At 68.4% G+C, this 18,382-nt stretch carries 17 protein-coding genes and 1 tRNA gene; 13 read left to right on the forward strand and 5 right to left on the reverse strand.

Annotation, left to right across the window (positions count from 1 at the left end):
* Positions 1–27: 27 nt before the first annotated feature.
* Positions 28–1,344, reverse strand: coding sequence for a pentapeptide repeat-containing protein (locus AZOLI_RS05265; RefSeq protein ID WP_014247556.1), 1,317 nt, complete (start codon positions 1,342–1,344; stop codon positions 28–30).
* A 177-nt stretch (positions 1,345–1,521) separates the two neighbouring features.
* Between AZOLI_RS05265 and phoU the strand changes: the two genes are divergently transcribed.
* Both phoU and AZOLI_RS05275 read left to right on the forward strand, forming a co-directional pair.
* Positions 1,522–2,241: a phosphate signaling complex protein PhoU gene (phoU, locus tag AZOLI_RS05270; RefSeq protein ID WP_014247557.1), complete on the forward strand. Its 720-nt coding sequence runs from the start codon at positions 1,522–1,524 to the stop codon at positions 2,239–2,241.
* A gap of 492 nt (positions 2,242–2,733) precedes the next feature.
* Positions 2,734–4,995, forward strand: coding sequence for an anthranilate synthase (locus AZOLI_RS05275; RefSeq protein ID WP_014247558.1), 2,262 nt, complete (start codon positions 2,734–2,736; stop codon positions 4,993–4,995).
* A 53-nt stretch (positions 4,996–5,048) separates the two neighbouring features.
* Here the strand turns inward: AZOLI_RS05275 and AZOLI_RS05280 are convergent, their stop codons facing one another.
* Both AZOLI_RS05280 and AZOLI_RS05285 read right to left on the reverse strand, forming a co-directional pair.
* Positions 5,049–6,425 carry an ATP-binding protein gene (locus AZOLI_RS05280; RefSeq protein ID WP_014247559.1) on the reverse strand — a complete coding sequence of 459 codons (1,377 nt, stop codon included), beginning with the start codon at positions 6,423–6,425 and terminating at the stop codon, positions 5,049–5,051.
* Positions 6,422–7,123: a response regulator gene (locus AZOLI_RS05285; protein ID WP_014247560.1), complete on the reverse strand. Its 702-nt coding sequence runs from the start codon at positions 7,121–7,123 to the stop codon at positions 6,422–6,424. Before AZOLI_RS05285 ends, AZOLI_RS05280 begins: the two co-directional genes overlap by 4 nt.
* 168 nt (positions 7,124–7,291) lie before the next feature.
* Here AZOLI_RS05285 and AZOLI_RS05290 point away from each other — a divergent pair, with 168 nt between their 5' ends.
* Positions 7,292–7,570 carry a hypothetical protein gene (locus AZOLI_RS05290; protein WP_014247561.1) on the forward strand — a complete coding sequence of 93 codons (279 nt, stop codon included), beginning with the start codon at positions 7,292–7,294 and terminating at the stop codon, positions 7,568–7,570.
* Between the two features lie 21 nt (positions 7,571–7,591).
* On the opposite strand, the gene AZOLI_RS05295 is transcribed toward AZOLI_RS05290, so the two are convergent.
* Positions 7,592–8,104: a MarR family winged helix-turn-helix transcriptional regulator gene (locus AZOLI_RS05295; protein WP_014247562.1), complete on the reverse strand. Its 513-nt coding sequence runs from the start codon at positions 8,102–8,104 to the stop codon at positions 7,592–7,594.
* 288 nt (positions 8,105–8,392) lie between these two features.
* Here AZOLI_RS05295 and tpiA point away from each other — a divergent pair, with 288 nt between their 5' ends.
* From tpiA to AZOLI_RS05340, 9 genes are all read left to right on the forward strand, one after another.
* Complete coding sequence (gene tpiA / locus AZOLI_RS05300; protein WP_014247563.1) at positions 8,393–9,148, forward strand: triose-phosphate isomerase; 756 nt, start codon at positions 8,393–8,395, stop codon at positions 9,146–9,148.
* A gap of 187 nt (positions 9,149–9,335) precedes the next feature.
* Complete coding sequence (secG, locus tag AZOLI_RS05305) at positions 9,336–9,677, forward strand: preprotein translocase subunit SecG (protein ID WP_014247564.1); 342 nt, start codon at positions 9,336–9,338, stop codon at positions 9,675–9,677.
* A gap of 266 nt (positions 9,678–9,943) precedes the next feature.
* The gene (locus tag AZOLI_RS05310; protein WP_014247565.1) at positions 9,944–11,575 is read left to right on the forward strand and encodes a CTP synthase; all 1,632 of its coding nucleotides are present in this window, start codon (positions 9,944–9,946) and stop codon (positions 11,573–11,575) included.
* A 126-nt stretch (positions 11,576–11,701) separates the two neighbouring features.
* Positions 11,702–12,409 (forward strand): dienelactone hydrolase family protein, encoded by a 708-nt coding sequence (locus tag AZOLI_RS05315; protein WP_014247566.1) that lies wholly within the window; start codon positions 11,702–11,704, stop codon positions 12,407–12,409.
* A gap of 250 nt (positions 12,410–12,659) precedes the next feature.
* On the forward strand, positions 12,660–13,487 hold the full coding sequence (gene kdsA / locus AZOLI_RS05320) for a 3-deoxy-8-phosphooctulonate synthase (RefSeq protein WP_014247567.1): 828 nt from the start codon (positions 12,660–12,662) through the stop codon (positions 13,485–13,487).
* A 75-nt stretch (positions 13,488–13,562) separates the two neighbouring features.
* The gene (locus AZOLI_RS05325) at positions 13,563–14,033 is read left to right on the forward strand and encodes a DUF192 domain-containing protein (protein ID WP_044550524.1); all 471 of its coding nucleotides are present in this window, start codon (positions 13,563–13,565) and stop codon (positions 14,031–14,033) included.
* 81 nt (positions 14,034–14,114) lie between these two features.
* A complete protein-coding gene (locus tag AZOLI_RS05330) occupies positions 14,115–15,761 on the forward strand; it encodes an efflux RND transporter periplasmic adaptor subunit (protein WP_014247569.1) in 1,647 nt (548 codons plus the stop codon).
* Positions 15,751–16,467 (forward strand): ABC transporter ATP-binding protein, encoded by a 717-nt coding sequence (locus AZOLI_RS05335; protein WP_014247570.1) that lies wholly within the window; start codon positions 15,751–15,753, stop codon positions 16,465–16,467. Before AZOLI_RS05330 ends, AZOLI_RS05335 begins: the two co-directional genes overlap by 11 nt.
* Positions 16,464–17,696, forward strand: coding sequence for an ABC transporter permease (locus tag AZOLI_RS05340; protein WP_014247571.1), 1,233 nt, complete (start codon positions 16,464–16,466; stop codon positions 17,694–17,696). The genes AZOLI_RS05335 and AZOLI_RS05340 overlap by 4 nt, the downstream gene beginning before the upstream one ends.
* Here AZOLI_RS05340 and AZOLI_RS05345 read toward each other — a convergent pair.
* Positions 17,665–18,069, reverse strand: a complete 405-nt coding sequence (locus AZOLI_RS05345; RefSeq protein WP_014247572.1) for a hypothetical protein — start codon at positions 18,067–18,069, stop codon at positions 17,665–17,667. The genes AZOLI_RS05340 and AZOLI_RS05345 overlap by 32 nt on opposite strands.
* Before the next feature lie 172 nt (positions 18,070–18,241).
* Between AZOLI_RS05345 and AZOLI_RS05350 the strand changes: the two genes are divergently transcribed.
* Positions 18,242–18,319 (forward strand) — tRNA-Pro (locus tag AZOLI_RS05350).
* Positions 18,320–18,382: the final 63 nt, after the last annotated feature.

The following is an 18,382-nucleotide window of genomic DNA, read 5'->3' on the forward strand; positions in this document are numbered from 1 at the left end:
GCCCTTTTCGATAGACGTAAAGCGACCTCAATCGTCGTCCGGGTCGGGCGGCGGCGGCAGGCTGGCGCCGGTCAGATTCGCTCCGGTGAACTTGGCGTCACGGATATTCGCGTCGCTCAGGATCGCGCCGGTCAGGTTGGCATTGGCGAAATCGCAGCCCGACAGGTTGGCTCCGCGCAGATTGGTGCGGACGCAGGACGCGTCGGTCAGCCGCGCGCCCGTCAGGTTCGCCGCCCACAGCCGTCCGGTCGGCTGACCGTCCGGCCCCTTGATGTCGACCCAGCCGATGCCGGCCCCGTCCAGCCGCACCCCATCCATGTTGGCGCCGCGCAGATTGGCGCCGTCCAGGATTGCGCCGCCGAGGTCGGCGCCGGCCAGCACCGCTTCGGAGATGTCGCACATGATCAGCAACGCCTCGCGCAGCTTGGCGCCGCTGAGGTTGGCGCGCTTCAGATTGGCACCGGACAGATTTACGCCAGACAGATCGATGTGGCTGAGATCGGCGCCGGCCAAATCGGCCCGCGCACCCATCGTGCCGTTGGTGTTGATCCAGGTGTAATGGCTGTGCAGGGCCTGCTGGATCTGGACGGAGAAATTGTCGGCCGACCGCGCCAGATTGGCGCCGGTGGTGTCGGCCCCGGCCAGATCGGCACCTTCCAGCTTGGCACCCTGCAGGTCGGCATTGCGCAGGTTGGCGCCGGCCAGCATCGCGCCGGTGAGGTTGGCGTCGCGCAGAACGGCACCCTGCAGGTTCACGCCCGACAGGTTGCTGCCGCGCAGATCGGCGCGGGCGAGGTTGCAGCTTTTCATGCTGGCCCGCATCAGCGTGGCGCCGGTCAGCAGCGCGCCCTCGCAATCGGCACCGTTCATCGACACGTCGGTCAGGTCCGCACCCGACAGGTTGGCGTTGTTCAGCGACGCGTCGTCGAAATCGGTGCCCGACAGGTCGGATCGGACGAAATCCAGCCCCTTGCCGCCCTTGCTTCCGCCCGGCCCGCCATAGAGCAGGGCGCCGCCGCGCAGGTCGGCCTCCTTCAGAATGGCGCGCTTCATCTTGGCGCCGCGCATGTGGGCGCCGCGCAGGTCGGCACGGTACAGGTTGCAGCCGGACAGATCGGCCTTGGTCAGATGGGCGGCGAACAGATCCGCGGTGCTGAGATTGGCGTTGGACAGGTCGCAGTGGGACAGGTTGGCACCTGACAGTTTGCCCTGCGCCAGATTGACGCCGGAGAGGTTTGAGCCTTCCATGTTCGCCATGGTCAGGTTGGCGCGCGAGCCGCCCGACTTGTTTTTCAGCCAGCGCTCGTGCTTCTCCAGCACGGCAACCAACTCGTGCGGTGTCATCGGCCCTGTCCGGTCTGTCTGATTGCGTGGTCCATCGATAGACCAGTGTCCTAAAATAATCTATGCCAAAGGTTAAGGCCGCTTTCAGTGCGTGAACGGCTTGGCGCGGCGGCGCCCGCGCCCCATCTCGGGGACGTCGGGCACCGGACCGCCTGTCATAGCAAGGAGTTGGGGATCATGTCGGGTGGACACACGCTTGCGGCGTTCGACACCGAATTGGCGGAGCTGCGGACCGCCATCGACCGTATGGGCGAGCTGGTGGAGCGGCAGGTCGGGCTTGCGCTCGATTCGCTGGCCGGTCCGGACGCCGATATCGCGGGCGAGGTACTGAAGGGCGACGCCGAGATCGACCATCTGGAGATGGAGGTGGAGGCGATGACCGTCCGCATGCTGGCTCTGCGCCAGCCGATGGCCAAGGACCTGCGCGAGATCGTCGCGGCGTTGAAGATCGCCTCCAACCTGGAACGGATGGGCGATTTCGCCGGCTCCGTCGCCAAGCGGGCGGTCACGCTCTCCACCCTGCCGGTGGCGCCGCCGGTCGCCTCGCTGGTCCGGATGGGCCGCATGGTCCAGGCGATGATCGGCGACATGCGCCGCGCCTACACCGAACAGAACGCCGATCTGGCCGCTTCCGTCCGCGATTGCGACGGGGAGGTCGATGCCGCCTATACCGCGCTGTTCCGCGAATTCCTGACCTACATGATGGAAACGCCGGCCCAGATCACCGGCTGCACCCATCTGCTGTTCGCCGCCAAGTCGATCGAGCGAATCGGCGACCATGCCACCAACGTGGCGGAGAACATCAGCTTCCTGGTCAAGGGCCGCCTGCCCTCGGACGAGCGCCGCAAGGAGGACCTCAGCAGCTACGCCGTCGCTCCGCCGCCGGAACAGGCGTGAACAAAGCCCCTCTCCCCTTGCGGGGCGGGATCGGCCAAACGCCAACGGCGTTTTGCCGACCCGCGGGTTGGGGTGAGGGGGCAAAAATCGTTAGTTTCCAACGGTCTGCGACCGGCTACACCCCTCATCCCAACCCTTCTCCCGCAAGGGGAGAAGGGCTTCCAGCAGCGCAACGCCGTCACTCGAATTCCCAAATGCAATTGCCCTGGAGGCATGAACGCCGGGGCTTGACAGCCGGCCGCGGCTTGTGGTGCGCTTGTGGACATGACCAAGTCCTCGCCCCTCCTGTCGCAGCATTGGTGGTGGCCCGTCTCCAACGGGCCGGCCTGGCGACGCGTGTGAACGTGGATTGACGACAAAAGGCCGCCCGGTGCATCCGGAGCGGCCTTTTTTCCTGACCCGGCAGCGGGTCATCCGACGGAAAGACGGACAGGCAGGCGGAAGCACCGTGCGGCGTCACCAGCAAGACGCCCGAACCGGAGCCCCGCCGCCATGACGCCCTCCCATCTCTTTCCCTCCCACATCTTCCTGGCCGATCCCGCTTTTCTCGACCCGTTCGCCACCACGACCGGGGGCGGGCTGGAAGTGTGCCGCACCGGTGAGCCGGTGGGGATCGCAGATGCACTCGAAACGCTCGCCACGGCGCTGGACGAGCGGCGCGGCCTGCTGCTGTCCGGCGGGGTGGAGGCACCCGGCCGCTACCGTCGCCAAGCGATGGGCTTCGTCGACCCGCCCCTGTCGGTGACCGCCCGCGGCCGAACGGTGCGGATCGACGCGCTGAATCCGCGCGGCCGCCTTCTGCTGCCCGCCATCGCCAGCGCACTCGACGGGCATGAGGCGCTGGCCGGGCTGGAGGTGACGGCCGGCCGCATCACCGCACTCGTCCGCCGGCCGACGGGCGTCTTTGCGGAGGAGGAGCGCAGCCGCCAGCCATCGGTCTTCAGCGTGCTGCGGGCGTCGATGGCGCTGTTCGCCTGCGCGGACGAGCCGTTCCTGGGCCTCTACGGCGCCTTCGGCTACGACCTCGCCTTCCAGTTCGAACCGATCCGGCGCCGGCTGGAGCGGCCGGACGACCAGCGCGATCTCGTGCTGTACCTGCCCGACCGGCTGCTGGTCGTCGACCACGGCGCCGGGGTGGCCCGCCGCTTCGCTTACGAGTTCGTGGTGGACGGCACGTCCACCGAGGGGGTTGCCGGCGGCGGCCGGACCCATGCCTACCGCCCCGACACCAACGCCGCCGCGGGGTGCGACCATGTGCCCGGCGAGTACCAGCAGGCGGTGCGGGCGGCGAAGGAGGCCTTCCGCCGCGGCGACCTGTTCGAGGTGGTTCCCGGCCAGACCTTTGCCGAGCCCTGCGCCGACAGCCCCTCCACCGTCTTCCGCCGCCTGCGTGCCGCCAATCCCGCCCCCTACGAGGCGCTGATCAATCTGGGTGATGGCGAGTTCCTGGTCGCCGCCAGCCCGGAGATGTATGTCCGCGTCGGCACCGGTCCCATGGCCGGGCGGGTGGAGACCTGTCCGATCTCCGGCACGGTGGCGCGCGGTGCCGACGCGCTGGGCGACGCGGCACAGATCCTGACGCTGCTGAACTCCGCCAAGGACGCGGCGGAGCTGACCATGTGCACCGACGTCGACCGCAACGACAAGGCGCGGGTGTGCGAGCCCGGCTCGGTCCGGGTGGTCGGCCGGCGGATGATCGAGCTGTACTCTCGCCTGATCCACACGGTCGACCATGTGGAAGGACGGCTGCGCGACGGATTCGATGCGCTGGACGCCTTCCTCTCCCACAGCTGGGCGGTCACGGTGACCGGAGCGCCGAAGCGCTGGGCCATGCAGTTCCTGGAGGACACCGAACGGTCGCCGCGCCGCTGGTATGGCGGAGCCTTCGGCCGCATCGGCTTCGACGGCGGGATGGACACCGGCCTGACGCTGCGCACCATCCGCATGAAGGACGGGGTCGCCTTCGTCCGTGCCGGCGCGACGCTGCTGTCCGACAGCGACCCGGAGGCGGAAGATGCCGAATGCCGCCTGAAGGCCTCCGCCTTCCTCGACGCTGTGCGGGGGAAGGGAGCGTCGCCGAAGCTGGCGCTGGTTGCCGCCGCGGCATCCTCCGCCGCCCGGCGGAGCGGGGAGGGGCGGCGGGTGCTGCTGGTCGACCATGACGACAGCTTCGTCCACACGCTGGCCGATTATTTCCGCCGGACCGGGGCGATGGTGACGACTCTGCGCCACGGCCATGCGCGGGCGGCGCTGCGGGACGACCCGCCCGACCTGCTGGTGCTGTCGCCTGGGCCCGGACGTCCTGAGGACTTCGACGTCGGCGGCAGCGTACGAACGGCCTTGGAGCTCGGCGTTCCGGTATTCGGGGTCTGCCTGGGTCTGCAGGGGATGGCGGAAAGCTTCGGCGCGACGTTGGACCGCTTGCCGGAGCCGATGCACGGCAAGGCCTCCTCCCTGATCCACCAGGGCTGCGGGCTGTTCGAGGGACTGCCGCAGGGAATGCGGGTCGGCCGTTACCATTCGCTGGTCGCAAAGCGCGACAGCCTGCCGCCTGACCTGCGCGTCACGGCCGAGACGGAGGACGGAACCGTGATGGCGATCGAGCACCGGACGCTGCCGCTGGCCGCCGTGCAGTTCCATCCCGAATCGATCCTGACGCTCGACGGCGGCCATGGGCTGGCGCTGATCGACACCGTGATGGCGACGCTGGCGACGCGCGGCGGCAGGCTGCCGGAACGGGAGGAGGCGGCCTGAGAGGGGACACCGGGGGAACGTGGCGCGCTGCCCGCTCCCCCGGCTGCACGCGGTCACACCGGCAGCCGGATCACCGCGCGCAGGCCGCCATAGGGGCTGTCGTCCAGCGTGATGTCGCCGCCATGGCTGCGCGCCACGTCGCGGGCGATGGTCAGCCCCAGGCCCGAACCGCCGGTGTCCAGGTTGCGGCTGCTGTCGACGCGGAAGAAGGGCTTGAACACGTCTTCGCGCAGATAGGGCGGGATGCCGGGGCCGTCGTCGTCGACGGTGATCTCGATCACCCCCTCCTTCCGTTCGGCCTTGACCCAGGCGGTGCCGGCATGGCGACCGGCATTGACCAGAAGGTTGGCGATGCAGCGGCGGACCGCGTTGGGCCGCAACGGCAGGAGCAGCCCCTCCGGCGCCGACAGCGTCACCTCCGTCCCGTCGCGCCGGGCGCCGGAGGCGACCTCGTTCAGAAGCCGGGTCAGGTCGGTCGGCTGCACCGCCTCGGTCCCTTCGCCGCGGGCGAAGGCAAGATAGCCCTCGATCATCTGCTCCATCTCGGCGACGTCGGCCTTCAGCTCCTCCACCTCGGGGTCGAGGTCGGGATGCTCGATCATGTCCAGCGCCAGCTTCATCCGGGTCAGCGGGGTGCGCAGGTCGTGGCTGACGCCGGCCAGCATCTCCGTCCGCTGGTTCATCTGGCGCTGGATGCGTTCGCGCATCAGCAGGAAGGCGGAGGCCGCCTGCCGCACCTCCGTCGCCCCTTCCATCTTGAAGTTGGAGACGTCGCGGCCCTTGCCCAGCGCGTCGGCGGCGATGGCCAGCCGCTTGATCGGGCGGATCTGGTTGCGCATGAACAGGATCGCCACGGCGAACAGCACCACGGCCGACCCGACCATCCACAGGATGAAGATGTAGCTGGTCGGCGTGAACAGGCGGCGTTCCGGCGACATCACCGACAGGACCCCGTCGGCCATCTGCACCCGGATCTCGTACCATTCCCGCGCGACGCGGGTGTTGATGGCGAAGGGGCGGCCGATCCGTTCATCCAGCGCCTTGCCGAGCGTGCGTTCCAGCAGGCCGCTCAACTGGCGGCGCCGATCCGGCAGGAGCTGCCCCGGCTCCACCGTCACGATCAGATCGGTGGTGCGGGCTATGGTGGCCAGCGTCCAGTCACGCCCTTCCTGCGACGGGTCGTGCTCGATCATGGCGATCACGGTGGCGATGTCGCCGGCCACGGCATAGGCCAGACGGTTGGTCACCGTGTCCCAATGGCGGTCGTAGAAGATCCAGGTCGCCACCGCCTGGGCCAGGATCACCGGCGTGACGATGATCAGCAGCGTCCGGCCGAACAGGGTGCGCGGCAGGAACCGCTTCAGGAACGGCGTGCGCCGCCGCCGTTCGGCCCGCCGGGCCGCGACCGTCCGCTCCGATGCCGCCGTCAAGGATCGGGCCTCAGCACATACCCCTCGCCGCGGACGGTGTGGAGATAGCGCGGCTCGCGCGGGTCGGCCTCGATCTTGCGGCGAAGGCGGGTGACCTGGACGTCGACGGTGCGGGCGTTGCCGGCGACCTTGCTGCGCTCCGTCAGCTCCTCGCGCGTGAAGGTGACGCCGGGGGAGGCGGCGAGGATGCGCAGAAGGCTCGCCTCCGCCGTGGTCAGGCGGATCACTTCGTCGCCTTGGCGCAGTTCGTCCCGGTCGGGCAGATAGGTCAGGGGGCCGAGCCTAACCGGCACGGCGGGCGGTGCCGCCGGTTCCGGCGCGCGCGCGGCCTGCCGGCGCAGGATGGAGTTGATGCGCAGCAGAAGTTCGCGCGGGTTGAAGGGCTTGGCGAGATAGTCGTCGGCCCCGGCCTCCAGCCCGGCGATGCGGTCGTCCGGCTCGTCGCGGGCGGTCAGCAGCAGGATCGGCAGATCGCGCTCGCGCCGCAGCGACTCGGTCAGCGACAGCCCGGATTCGCCCGGCATCATGATGTCGAGCACCAGCAGGTCGAAGGCCAGCCCGCCCAGTTGCGCGCGGGCATCCGCGGCGTCACGCGCGGTGCTGACCAGAAAGCCGTTGCCGGCAAGATACTTGCGCAGAAGCTCGCGCAGGCGGGTGTCGTCGTCGACGACCAGGATATGAGGCTGATCTTCGGTCATGGCGCGACTATAACGCGTGTCCCCGCAATCGACATAGTGGCACCATGTGGGAGGCTACGTGGGTGAGCATGGCGGGCAGTCGTGTAAGCGGTTGGCCGTTTTGCCCCCGTTCCGTGTTACCCTCCATATGTCCTTCTCAGAGGACCGAGAGACACAGGAGCGATCACGATGGCCTACGACCACAGGTCCAACGACCCCCGGGACCTGGACGCCCAAGACCTCGCCGAAATGACCCGCAACTTCCTTGCGAAGGGCGGCAACATCGTTCAATGCCCGCCGGGCGCTTCCGAAAACGTGGTGTACCGCAAGGGCGGCTTCCGCCGCCGCACCCCCAATGACGCCAAGGCCGCCGCCGACAAGCCGGCGGACACCAACAGCGCGGAGGCCGGCGCCAAGGATGCCGGCCCGGCAGCGCCGGAGGCGAAGACGGGGTCGGGCGCCGGCTGAGGCGTTTTCAGCGTCGCGTTTTCAGCGTTTCGCGGCAAGACGGGCAGGGGGAACGGGCGGTGCGAATTTCGCGCGGTCCCCCTCGTCCAGCATGCCCATCATCACCTTGCGGAATCCCTCCACCGCCTCCGCACCGGCCATGCGGTAGGCGCGGGCGATGCGCTGACGCTGGGTCTCGGACAGCTGGCGCTCCAGCTCCACGCCCTTTTCCGTCAGCTCCAGCAGACGTTGCCGCCGGTCGCGGGCGCCGGTCTGCTGGTCGATGAAGCCCTGGCGCACCAGTTCGCCCAGCACGCGCGACAGGCTCTGCTTGGTGATCTTCAGGATCGCCAGCAGTTCCGACACGGTGATCCTGGGATAGCGGCCGACGAAATAGATCACGCGGTGGTGCGCGCGGCCGAAGCCGATCTCCGCCAGAATTTCGTCCGGTTCGGCGGTGAATTCGCGATAGGCGTAGAAAAGCAGCTCCATCCCGGTACGGAGTTCCTCCTCGCGGAGGAAGAGCTGGTTCACGCCCGCTTTCAGGTCAGCCATGGCGACGCGGTTGGTTCGATTTGTTCTAATTAGGACAGCGACTCAGACATAAACAATCGCACGTCCGGTTACAAGAACAAGCTCGTTCAGGTGAGCGGCTTTTCCCCCGCCGCTCGGGCGCCTTGGCATGGGCCGGGTGCTACACGATGTCCCTGAGGGCCGCCATGGGTGGGTGCACCGGTCGGGTGAGTGGAAATTCCGCGGCGGGCTTGGTATGGGCTGTGGTCACGAGAGGCAAAGAACGTTCCACAAGTTCCCATATAAAGCCGAGACAAGAAGGAAACGACCATGACCGCAAGACGGAAGCTGATCGCCGGAAACTGGAAGATGAACGGGTTGAAGGCCGACGGGCTGGATCTCGCCTCCGACCTTGCCGGGCGGCTGAAGGGCGCCGGCCCGGTCGCCTTCGACATGCTGGTCTGCCCGCCCTTCCCGCTGCTGTTCCCGGTGGGGGAGGCGATTGCCGACAGCCCGCTGGCGCTGGGCGGCCAGGATTGCGCGCCCAAGACCTCCGGCGCTCACACCGGCGACGTGGCCCCGACCATGCTGAAGGATGCCGGCTGCCGCTTCGTCATCCTCGGCCATTCGGAGCGCCGCGCCGACCATGGCGAGAGTGATTCCATGGTCAACGCCAAGGCCGTCGCCGCCCATAAGGAGGGTCTGGTCGCCATCGTCTGCGTCGGCGAGACGGAGGCGCAGCGCGATGCCGGACAAGCCGACGCCGTGGTGTCGGGCCAGCTCGCCGGCTCCATCCCCGCCGGTGCGACTGCGGAGAACACCGTCATCGCCTATGAGCCGGTCTGGGCCATCGGCACCGGCAAGACCGCGACTCCGGACGATGTGAAGGCGATGCACGCCCATATCCGGGCCGAGCTGGCCGGCAAGATCGCCGATCCGGACAAGGTGCGCATCCTCTACGGCGGTTCGGTCAAGCCGGGCAATGCGGCGGAGTTGATGGCGGTGGAGAATGTCGACGGCGCGCTGGTCGGCGGTGCGTCGCTGAAGGCCGACGATTTCTGGGGCATCGCAACCGCCTGCCGTTGATGCCCCCGTTGCGTGCGACATGGAACCATCCGGTGTCAGCCATGCCGCCAATGGATACGGCATAGGTATTTTGGCGCTGGCATATCGCGCGGCTCCGCGGTACAAACAGTGGGCGCGCGCCACGGGCCCTTAAGACGGCCTGTGGCGCGCTATTCGATTTTTGGGATGGGTGTGGGGTGAGCATCGCATGGAATCGGTGATTCTGGTTATTCACCTGCTGATCGCCATAGGGCTGGTCGGCGTGATCCTGATCCAGCGGTCGGAAGGCGGCGGGCTCGGCATCGGCGGCGGCACCATGGGCGGCATGATGAGCACCCGCGGAACGGCCAATCTGCTGACGCGGACCACCGGCATCCTGGCCGCCTGCTTCTTCGCCACCAGCATCGTGCTGGCGATCCTGGCCGGCGGGCATTCCCGCCCGTCGTCGATCATCGACAGCCTGCCGGCGGGTCCCGCGCAGTCGACCGCTCCGGCGGCCCCGGCGCAGCCTGCCGCTCCGGCCCAACCCGCGCCGCCGGTGGCCCAGTAAAGGGATCATCCCAGCAGCGCACGGGTACGAGCGAACAGCGAGGCGGCCTCCCCGAAGCCGCCTCTTTCTTTTGAGGGCCGACGTTCGCGGCGCCACGTCACGGCGGCATCACGGCGGCGACCCTTCGGGGGACGTTGAACATCTCTCCCCTCCGGGGAGAAGGACAATCCATCCCCTCCGGGGAAGGACAATTCCGTCCCCACGGGGACATCGCCAATCCGTCCCCCACGGGGACATGGAACAGCTCTCAAGCTCTTCGGACGGACATGACTCGCTACATCTTCATCACCGGTGGCGTCGTTTCTTCGCTGGGCAAAGGTCTGGCGTCGGCGGCGCTTGGGGCGCTTCTCCAGGCGCGCGGCTACAAGGTGCGCCTGCGCAAGCTGGATCCGTACCTGAACGTCGACCCCGGAACGATGAGCCCCTACCAGCACGGCGAGGTCTTCGTGACCGACGACGGGGCTGAGACGGATCTCGACCTCGGCCATTACGAGCGGTTCACCGGCGTGTCGGCCCGCAAGGGCGACAACATCACCACTGGCCGCATCTATTCCACCGTGATCGCCAAGGAACGTCGCGGCGATTACCTGGGCGGCACCGTCCAGGTCATTCCGCACATCACCGACGAGATCAAGGAATTCATCCGCGCCGACGCCACCGACGAGGACTTCGTCCTGATCGAGATCGGCGGCACGGTGGGCGATATCGAGTCGCTGCCCTTCCTGGAGGCGATCCGCCAGTTCGGCAACGAGGTCGGGCAGGAGAATGTCCTCTACATCCACCTGACCCTGCTGCCCTACATCCCGACCGCCGGCGAGCTGAAGACCAAGCCGACCCAGCATTCGGTGAAGGAACTGCTGAGCGTCGGCATCCAGGCCAACATCCTGCTGTGCCGCGCCGACCGTCCGATTCCGGAGAACGAGCGCAAGAAGATCGCGCTGTTCTGCAACATCCGCCCGGAGCGGGTGATCGCGGCGCTGGACGTCGATTCGATCTATCAGGTGCCGATCAGCTACCACGAGGAAGGCTTCGACACCCAGGTCCTGAACTATTTCGGCCTGCCGACCGACAAGGAGCCGGACCTGTCGCGCTGGACCCGCATCATGGACCGGGTGCGCAAGCCGCAGGGCGAGGTCACCATCGCGGTGGTCGGCAAGTACATCAGCCTGCTCGACAGCTACAAGTCGCTGGCCGAGGCGCTGACCCACGGCGGCATCGCCAACAACGTCAAGGTCAACCTCGACTGGATCGATTCGGAGATCTTCGAGGATGACGACGCGGCGGTGAAGCGGCTGGAGAATGTCCACGGCATCCTAGTGCCGGGCGGCTTCGGTTCCCGCGGGACGGAAGGCAAGATCCGGGCGGCCAAGTTCGCCCGCGAGCGCAAGGTGCCTTATTTCGGCATCTGCTTCGGCATGCAGATGGCGGTGATCGAAGCCGCCCGCAACATGGCGAAGATCGAGGATGCCGGCTCCACCGAGCTGGGCAAGCCGGGCAACCCGGTCGTCGGCCTGATGACGGAGTGGATGCGCGGCAACACGCTGGAGCGTCGCGCCGAGGTCGGCGACCTGGGCGGCACCATGCGGCTGGGCGCCTATCCGGCCAAGCTGCTGGAGGGCAGCAAGGTCGCCGAGGTCTACGGCACCACCGACATCTCCGAACGGCACCGTCACCGCTATGAGGTGAACGTGTACTACAAGGAGCGTCTGGAGCGCTGCGGCATGAAGTTCAGCGGCCTGTCGCCCGACGGGGAACTGCCGGAGATCGTCGAGATCCCCGATCATCCCTGGTTCATCGGCGTGCAGTTCCACCCGGAGCTGAAGTCCAAGCCGTTCGAGCCCCACCCGCTGTTCACCGCCTTCATCAAGGCGGCCATCGACCAGAGCCGCTTGGTCTGAGGGGGTGGGGGTCAACAAACGTTCGAGCATCGGCGCTGAATTGGCCCCGCCCCAAAAGGCGGGGTGACCGTGGCCGAATCCGCTCCATATCAGGGGCGGATTTGCCAACGGGAGGATGAGAGCGCCATGTCCGAGGTGATGATCGATGCCGCCGACGGCGGCCGCTTTTCGGCTTATGTCGCCAAGCCCACGGTGACTTCGGCCGGCAGGCTGGCCGGCGGATTGGTGGTGATCCAAGAGATCTTCGGCGTCAACGCGGTGATGCGCGAGCTGTGCGAGTGGTATGCCTCGCAGGGCTTCCTGGCGGTGTGCCCCGACCTGTTCTGGCGCCAGCAGCCGGGCGTGCAGCTCACCGACAAGACGCAGGAAGAATGGAACCAGGCCTTCGCCCTGATGAACGGCATGGACCAGGACAAGGCGGTTGAGGACCTGAAGGCGGCGCTGTCCTGGGTCCGCGGGCAGGAGGGCTGCACCGGCAAGGCCGGCAGCGTCGGCTATTGCCTGGGCGGCCGGCTGGCCTTCATGATGGCGACGCGGTCGGACGCCGACGCCAATGTCGGCTATTACGGCGTCGGGCTGGAAGGGCTGCTGGGCGAGGCCGACAGGATCGCTAGGCCGCTGCTTCTGCACGTCGCGGAGAACGACAAGTTCTCCAGCCCCGACAAGCGCGATGCCCTGCTGGCCGGCGTGAAGGGCAACAGGTGGGTGACCGCCAAGGTCTATCCCGGCATGGACCACGCCTTCGCCCGGCCGGGCGGCGAGCATTACGACCGGGATGCGGCCGACGAGGCGAACCGGCTGACGGTGGAGTTCTTCCGCACGCATCTGGGGTGACATTTGCCCCCTCCCTAGCCCTCCCCCGCTACGCGGGAGAGGGAACTCCGCCGCTCCGCTGCATAACTCCTGCAAGCATCCTACCCCCTCCACCGCCAAAGGCGGGGGAGGGATGGGGAGGGGGCATTCCGCTTTGCACTTCAACTTGCCGCCCAGCATTGACGCCGCCCGCCATTGACCGTCCCCCCATTTAATGGGATGCAAAGGTCCACGGGCGCCCTCTCGCCCGTTTTCGTTTTGGAGCACTCCGATGACCACGCCGCGCGCCGTTCAGATCGGCGACCTGACCATTGCCAACGACCGCCCCTTCGTCCTGATCGCCGGCCCCTGCCAGATGGAAAGCCGCGACCATGCGCTGGAGACCGCGTCCGCGCTGGTGGAGATGACCAAGGCGCTGGGCATGGGGCTGATCTACAAGTCGAGCTTCGACAAGGCCAATCGCACCTCCATCGCCACCGCGCGCGGTCTGGGCATGGACAAGGCTCTGCCGATCTTCGCGGAAATCCGCGAGCGCTTCGGCTGCCCGGTCATCACCGACGTGCATGAGTCCAGCCAGTGCGCCCCGGTCGCCGAGGCGGTGGACGTGCTGCAGATCCCGGCCTTCCTCTGCCGGCAGACCGACCTGCTGATCGCCGCCGCGGAGACCGGCCGGGCGGTGAACGTCAAGAAGGGCCAGTTCCTGGCGCCGTGGGACATGAAGAATGTCGCCGCCAAGCTGGTCGCCTCTGGCAACGAGCGCGTGCTGCTGTGCGAGCGCGGCGCCAGCTTCGGTTACAACACGCTGGTGTCGGACATGCGCTCCCTGCCGATCATGGCGGAGACCGGCTTCCCGGTGGTGTTCGACGCCACCCATTCCGTCCAGCAGCCGGGCGGGCAGGGCACGACCTCGGGCGGGCAGCGGGAATTCGTGCCGGTGCTGGCCCGTGCGGCCATCGCGGTCGGCGTCGCCGCCGTCTTCATGGAAACGCATGAGAACCCGGACTGCGCCCCCAGCGATGGCCCCAACATGGTCCCGCTGACGGACATGCCGGCCCTTCTGGCGAAGCTGCAGGCCTTCGACCGTCTGGCGAAGTCCTAAAAACGCTTAATTTGGCAGGGAAGCGGCGCCGTGCTTGACTGGCGCCTCTTCCGCTTCAGCCGTTCGGGGGCGAGCATGACGTTCGGTCGGGGTATTCGCGGTGCCGTGATGGCGCTCCTGCTGCTGGTGGCCGCCTTTCCGGCGGTGGCGCTGGAAAGCTTCCAGAAATCCAAGCTGACCGTGGAAACGGCGGGCGGCGGCAAGTTCCGCTTCACCGTCGAACTGGCCTTGACCCCCGGCCAGCAGGCGCAGGGCCTGATGTACCGCCAGTCGATGCCGGCCGATGCCGGAATGCTGTTCGTCTACGACCGGGTGCAGCCGGCCAGCTTCTGGATGAAGAACACGCTGATCCCGCTGGACATGCTGTTCATCGCCGCCGATGGCCGCATCGTGAACATCCACGAGCGTGCGGTGCCGGAATCGCTGGACTCCGTCAGTTCCGACGGCCCGGTGAAGGCGATCCTGGAATTGAACGGAGGCATGGCGTCACGGCTGGGCATCCGCCCCGGCGACCGCGTGGTGTCCCCCGACATCACGAAACCGTAAACGGAAAGACGATCCCCCGCCCATGACTTTCGCTTAAACTCCCCCAGATTCATCGCGCGGAGTACGGCGCGGAGGGCAGGCATGGCGAGGGGCGCAGGCAGGCGGGCGGCGATCGTGATCGGGGTGGCGCTCAGCGCCGCGGCCGGCCTTTCCGCGTATGTCATGCTGGCGCGTGCCGAGCCGGGGCCGGCCTACCGGCTGGCAAGGGTCGAGCAGGGGCCGCTGGTCAGCGCGATCACCGCCACCGGAACCATGAGCGCCCTGGTGACGGTGGAGGTCAGTTCCCAGCTCTCCGGTCAGATCGCGGAGCTCTATGCCGACTTCAACAGCCGCGTCACCAGCGGCCAGATCCTCGCCCGCCTGAACGGCGACCAGCTTGCCGCCCGGTTGGCGCAAGCCGGCGCCGACGTCGATTCCGCCAGGGCGTCCCTGCTCCAACAGCAGGCCCTGCAGGACAAGGCGCGCGCCGACCTCGCCAGTGCCAAGGCCAGCGTCGCCAATGCCGATGCACAGATCCTGCGCGCCGACCTTGCCCTGCGCGATGCCGAACGCGACCTGCGGCGCCGGCGCGACCTGCAGGGCCGCGGGGTGGTGGCCGCCGCCGACCTCGAAAAGGCGGAGACCGCCGCTCACAGCGCCCAGGCCCAGCTGGTCGCCGCCCGCGCCCAGAAGCGGCAGGCGGAGGCGGCGGAATCCTCCGCGCAAGCCTCGCTGGCCGTCGCCGCAGCCCAGGTGGAGGTCGCCCGCGCCCAGGTGGCCCAGCGCGAGGCCGCTCTGCAATTGGTCCGCGTCGACCTGAACCGGTCCGTCATCCGCTCCCCCATCGACGGGGTGGTGGTGAACCGCGCGGTCAGCACCGGCCAGACGGTGGCGGCCAGCCTGTCCGCACCCACCCTGTTCACCATCGCCCAGGATCTGCGGCAGATGGAGGTGCTGGCCAACATCGACGAGGCCGACATCGGCCGGGTGCGCGAAGGCATGCCGGTGCGTTTCACCGTGAACGCCTTCCCCGGCGACAGCTTCACCGGCCGGGTGGCCCAGGTGCGGCTGGCGCCGAAGGAGGATTTGACCGTCGTCACCTACATCGTCGTCATCACGGTCGAGAATCCGGAACTGCGGCTGCTGCCGGGCATGACCGCCAATCTGCGCATCACGGTGGACGAGCGCCCGTCGGCGGTGAAGCTGCCCAATGCCGCCCTGCGCTTCCGCCCGCCGGGCGTCGAGATCGCGGGCGAGGCGCCGGCCCCCACCACCGGCGGTCCGAACGGGGGCCGTGGAGCCGCGGCGCTGGAGGCCGCAGCCAAGCGGGTGGTGGATGGGCTGAAGCTGGACGAGGGCAAGCGCCGCGACATCGCCGCCCTGATCGCCGAGGCGCGCGAACGCTTCACCGCGCTGGACGCCGAAGGGGGCGATCCCGAACGCCGCCGGGCGGAAGCGAACGCCATCCGCACCGCGACCCTGGAAAGGATGGCCGCACTGCTGGAGCCTGCGCAGCGCGACCGCTTCGATGCGCTGGTGGAGCCCGGCCGGGCGGCGGAGGCTACGCGCACCGTCTGGGTTCCCGGCCCCGGCAACGGCAGTCCTGTCGGCGTGCCGGTCCGGCTCGGCATCGGCGACGGCAGCTTTACGGAGGTGGTGTCCGGCGATCTGCGCGCCGGGCAGGAGGTCATCACCGGCATCCTGTCCCCCGACCGCGACACCCGCCGGGGACCGCGCCTTGGCTTCTGATCTTCCGCCGCCCCTGATCGCCGTCGAGAATCTCTCCCGCCACTATCGCATGGGACCGCAGACCGTCCATGCGCTGGACGACGTCACCGTCGCCATCGGCCGCGGCGAGTTCGTCGCCGTGATGGGGCCCTCCGGATCCGGCAAATCCACCTTCATGAACCTGCTGGGCTGTCTGGACCGTCCCGATGCCGGCCATTATCGCCTGGACGGGCGGGAGGTCGCCGGCCTCTCCTCCGACGCGCTGGCGTCGGTGCGGAACCGCAGCATCGGCTTCGTTTTCCAGTCCTTCAACTTGCTGCCGCGGCAGACGGCGCTCGCCAACGTCATGCTGCCGATGGTCTATGCCGGCGTCGGCCATGCCGAACGGGCGGAGCGGGCACTGGCCGCGCTCGACGCGGTCGGCTTGCGGGAGCGGGCAGGGCATCGGCCGACCCAGCTTTCCGGCGGTCAGCAGCAGCGGGTCGCCATTGCCCGCGCCCTGGTCAACGACCCGCTCCTGCTTCTGGCCGACGAGCCGACCGGGGCGCTCGACAGCGCCACCAGCCTGGAGATCATCGCCCTGTTCCAGCGGCTGAACCGCCGCGGCATCACCGTGGTTCTGGTGACCCACGAAGCGGAGGTGGCGCGCTTCGCCGCCCGTGTCCTGCAGTTCCGCGACGGCCGGCTGATCGACGACCTGCGCCAGGATGCGGAGGTGGCGGCATGACCGCGTGGGACGCCCTGCGCGCGGCGCTCGATTCGCTGCGGGCCAATCCTCTGCGCAGCGCGCTGACCATGCTCGGCATCGTCATCGGCGTCGCCGCGGTGATCGCCATGGTCGCGGTCGGGGCCGGTGCGCGGGACCAGGTTCTGCGCCAGATCGCCAGCCTCGGCACCAACCTGATCATGGTTGGGCAGGGCAGCATCGTCCGCAGCGGGGTGAAGCTGGGTGCCGGCACCGCATCGACCCTGACGGAGGACGATGCGCAGGCGGTGCTGAGCGAGATCCCCGGCGTGGTGGTGACGGCGCCATCGGTGCGCTGGGGGTTGCAGATCGTCGCCGGGAACCAGAATTGGGGCACGGTGCTGTTCGGCGTCACGCCCGACTATATGGACGCCCGCGACTGGACGGTGGCGACCGGCCGCGGATTGTCGGACGAGGATGTCGCCCAGGCCAACAAGGTGGTCGTGCTGGGCCAGACGGTCGTGCGCAACCTGTTCGGTGGCGGCGATCCCATCGGCGAGCCGGTCCGCGTCTTCTCCACGCCGCTGACCGTCGTCGGCGTGCTGGCGGAGAAGGGCCAGAACACCCAGGGGCAGGACCAGGACGACGTCATCTTCGTGCCGCTGTCCACCGCCAAGCGCAACATTCCGGGCATGGCGAAGAGCAACCCGCGCTTCATCCACACCATGGTGGTGAAGATGCGGGACGGCGCCGACATGGCAGAGGCGCAGGCCCAGATCCGCGACCTGCTGCGCCAGCGCCACCGGCTGATCCCCGGCCAGGACGACGATTTCTGGATGCGCGACCTGTCGGAGGTGTCGGCGACCCGCGATGCCTCCTCGCGCGCCCTGTCCTTCCTGCTGGCGGCGGTGGCCGCCGTGTCGCTGCTGGTCGGCGGCATCGGCATCATGAACATCATGCTGGTGTCGGTGACCGAACGCACGCGGGAGATCGGGTTGCGGCTCGCCATCGGGGCGCGGCGGCGCGACATCCTGGTGCAGTTCCTGATCGAATCGACCACCCTGTCGCTGATCGGCGCCGCCGTGGGGGTGGCGCTGGGCATCGCGACCGCCATGGGGGTTGCCGCCCTTGCCGGCTGGCCGACCCTGATCCGGATCGACTCCGTCGTGCTGGCCGTGGTGGTCAGCGGGCTGATCGGCGTCTTCTTCGGCCTCTACCCGGCCCGGCGGGCGGCGCTGCTCAATCCCATCGAGGCGCTGCGGCACGAATAGCCGCGAAGTCGGCAGCCGAATCGCCAGCCAAGCCCACCATCCGCGCATCGCTGCGCGTCAGCCACAGCGCCGCGCGGGCGATCCATGCCGCCTCCCGCGGTGCGGCGAGCAGCGCCGGCCGTCGTTCCGCCACCACCCGCGCCAGCGCCAGGACGGAGGTCGCGGCATGCCGTTTGGCGAGGTCGATCTGGCCGATGGCGGGATCGAGCGTTGCGCGCAGAGGACCGCCGCCCATCGGCGCCACGACATCCACCGCCGCACCGGCGCGCAGCAGGCGATGGGCGAGCTCGACCGCCGCCTGCCGGTCCGGCCGGTCGCCCAGGTCGGGCAGGAAGAGGGCGACGGCGAATGGAGCGGGGGTGAGCGACGGCAACGAACGGGTCCAAAAATCTGTTGAAGGGGGAAATCTGTTGAGGGGCTGATGGTCAGCGACCGAACGCCGCACCGGATGCCCGGCACGGCAGGCGGGATGGAGAAAGACCGCGAAACCGATGCGCCCTTCGCTTGCCGTGGGCGTGGCGTTCGTGTATCTCACATCGCGGCGACGGGGCGTAGCGCAGTCTGGTCAGCGCGCCAGTTTTGGGTACTGGAGGCCCCCGGTTCGAATCCGGGCGCCCCGACCATCGCCGAGGGACAAAACCGCGTCCAAGCCGTAAGCGCCAGGACGCATCCGCAGCATTTGGGGA

The sequence above is a fragment of the Azospirillum lipoferum 4B genome (assembly GCF_000283655.1).
Classification (GTDB): domain Bacteria; phylum Pseudomonadota; class Alphaproteobacteria; order Azospirillales; family Azospirillaceae; genus Azospirillum; species Azospirillum lipoferum_C.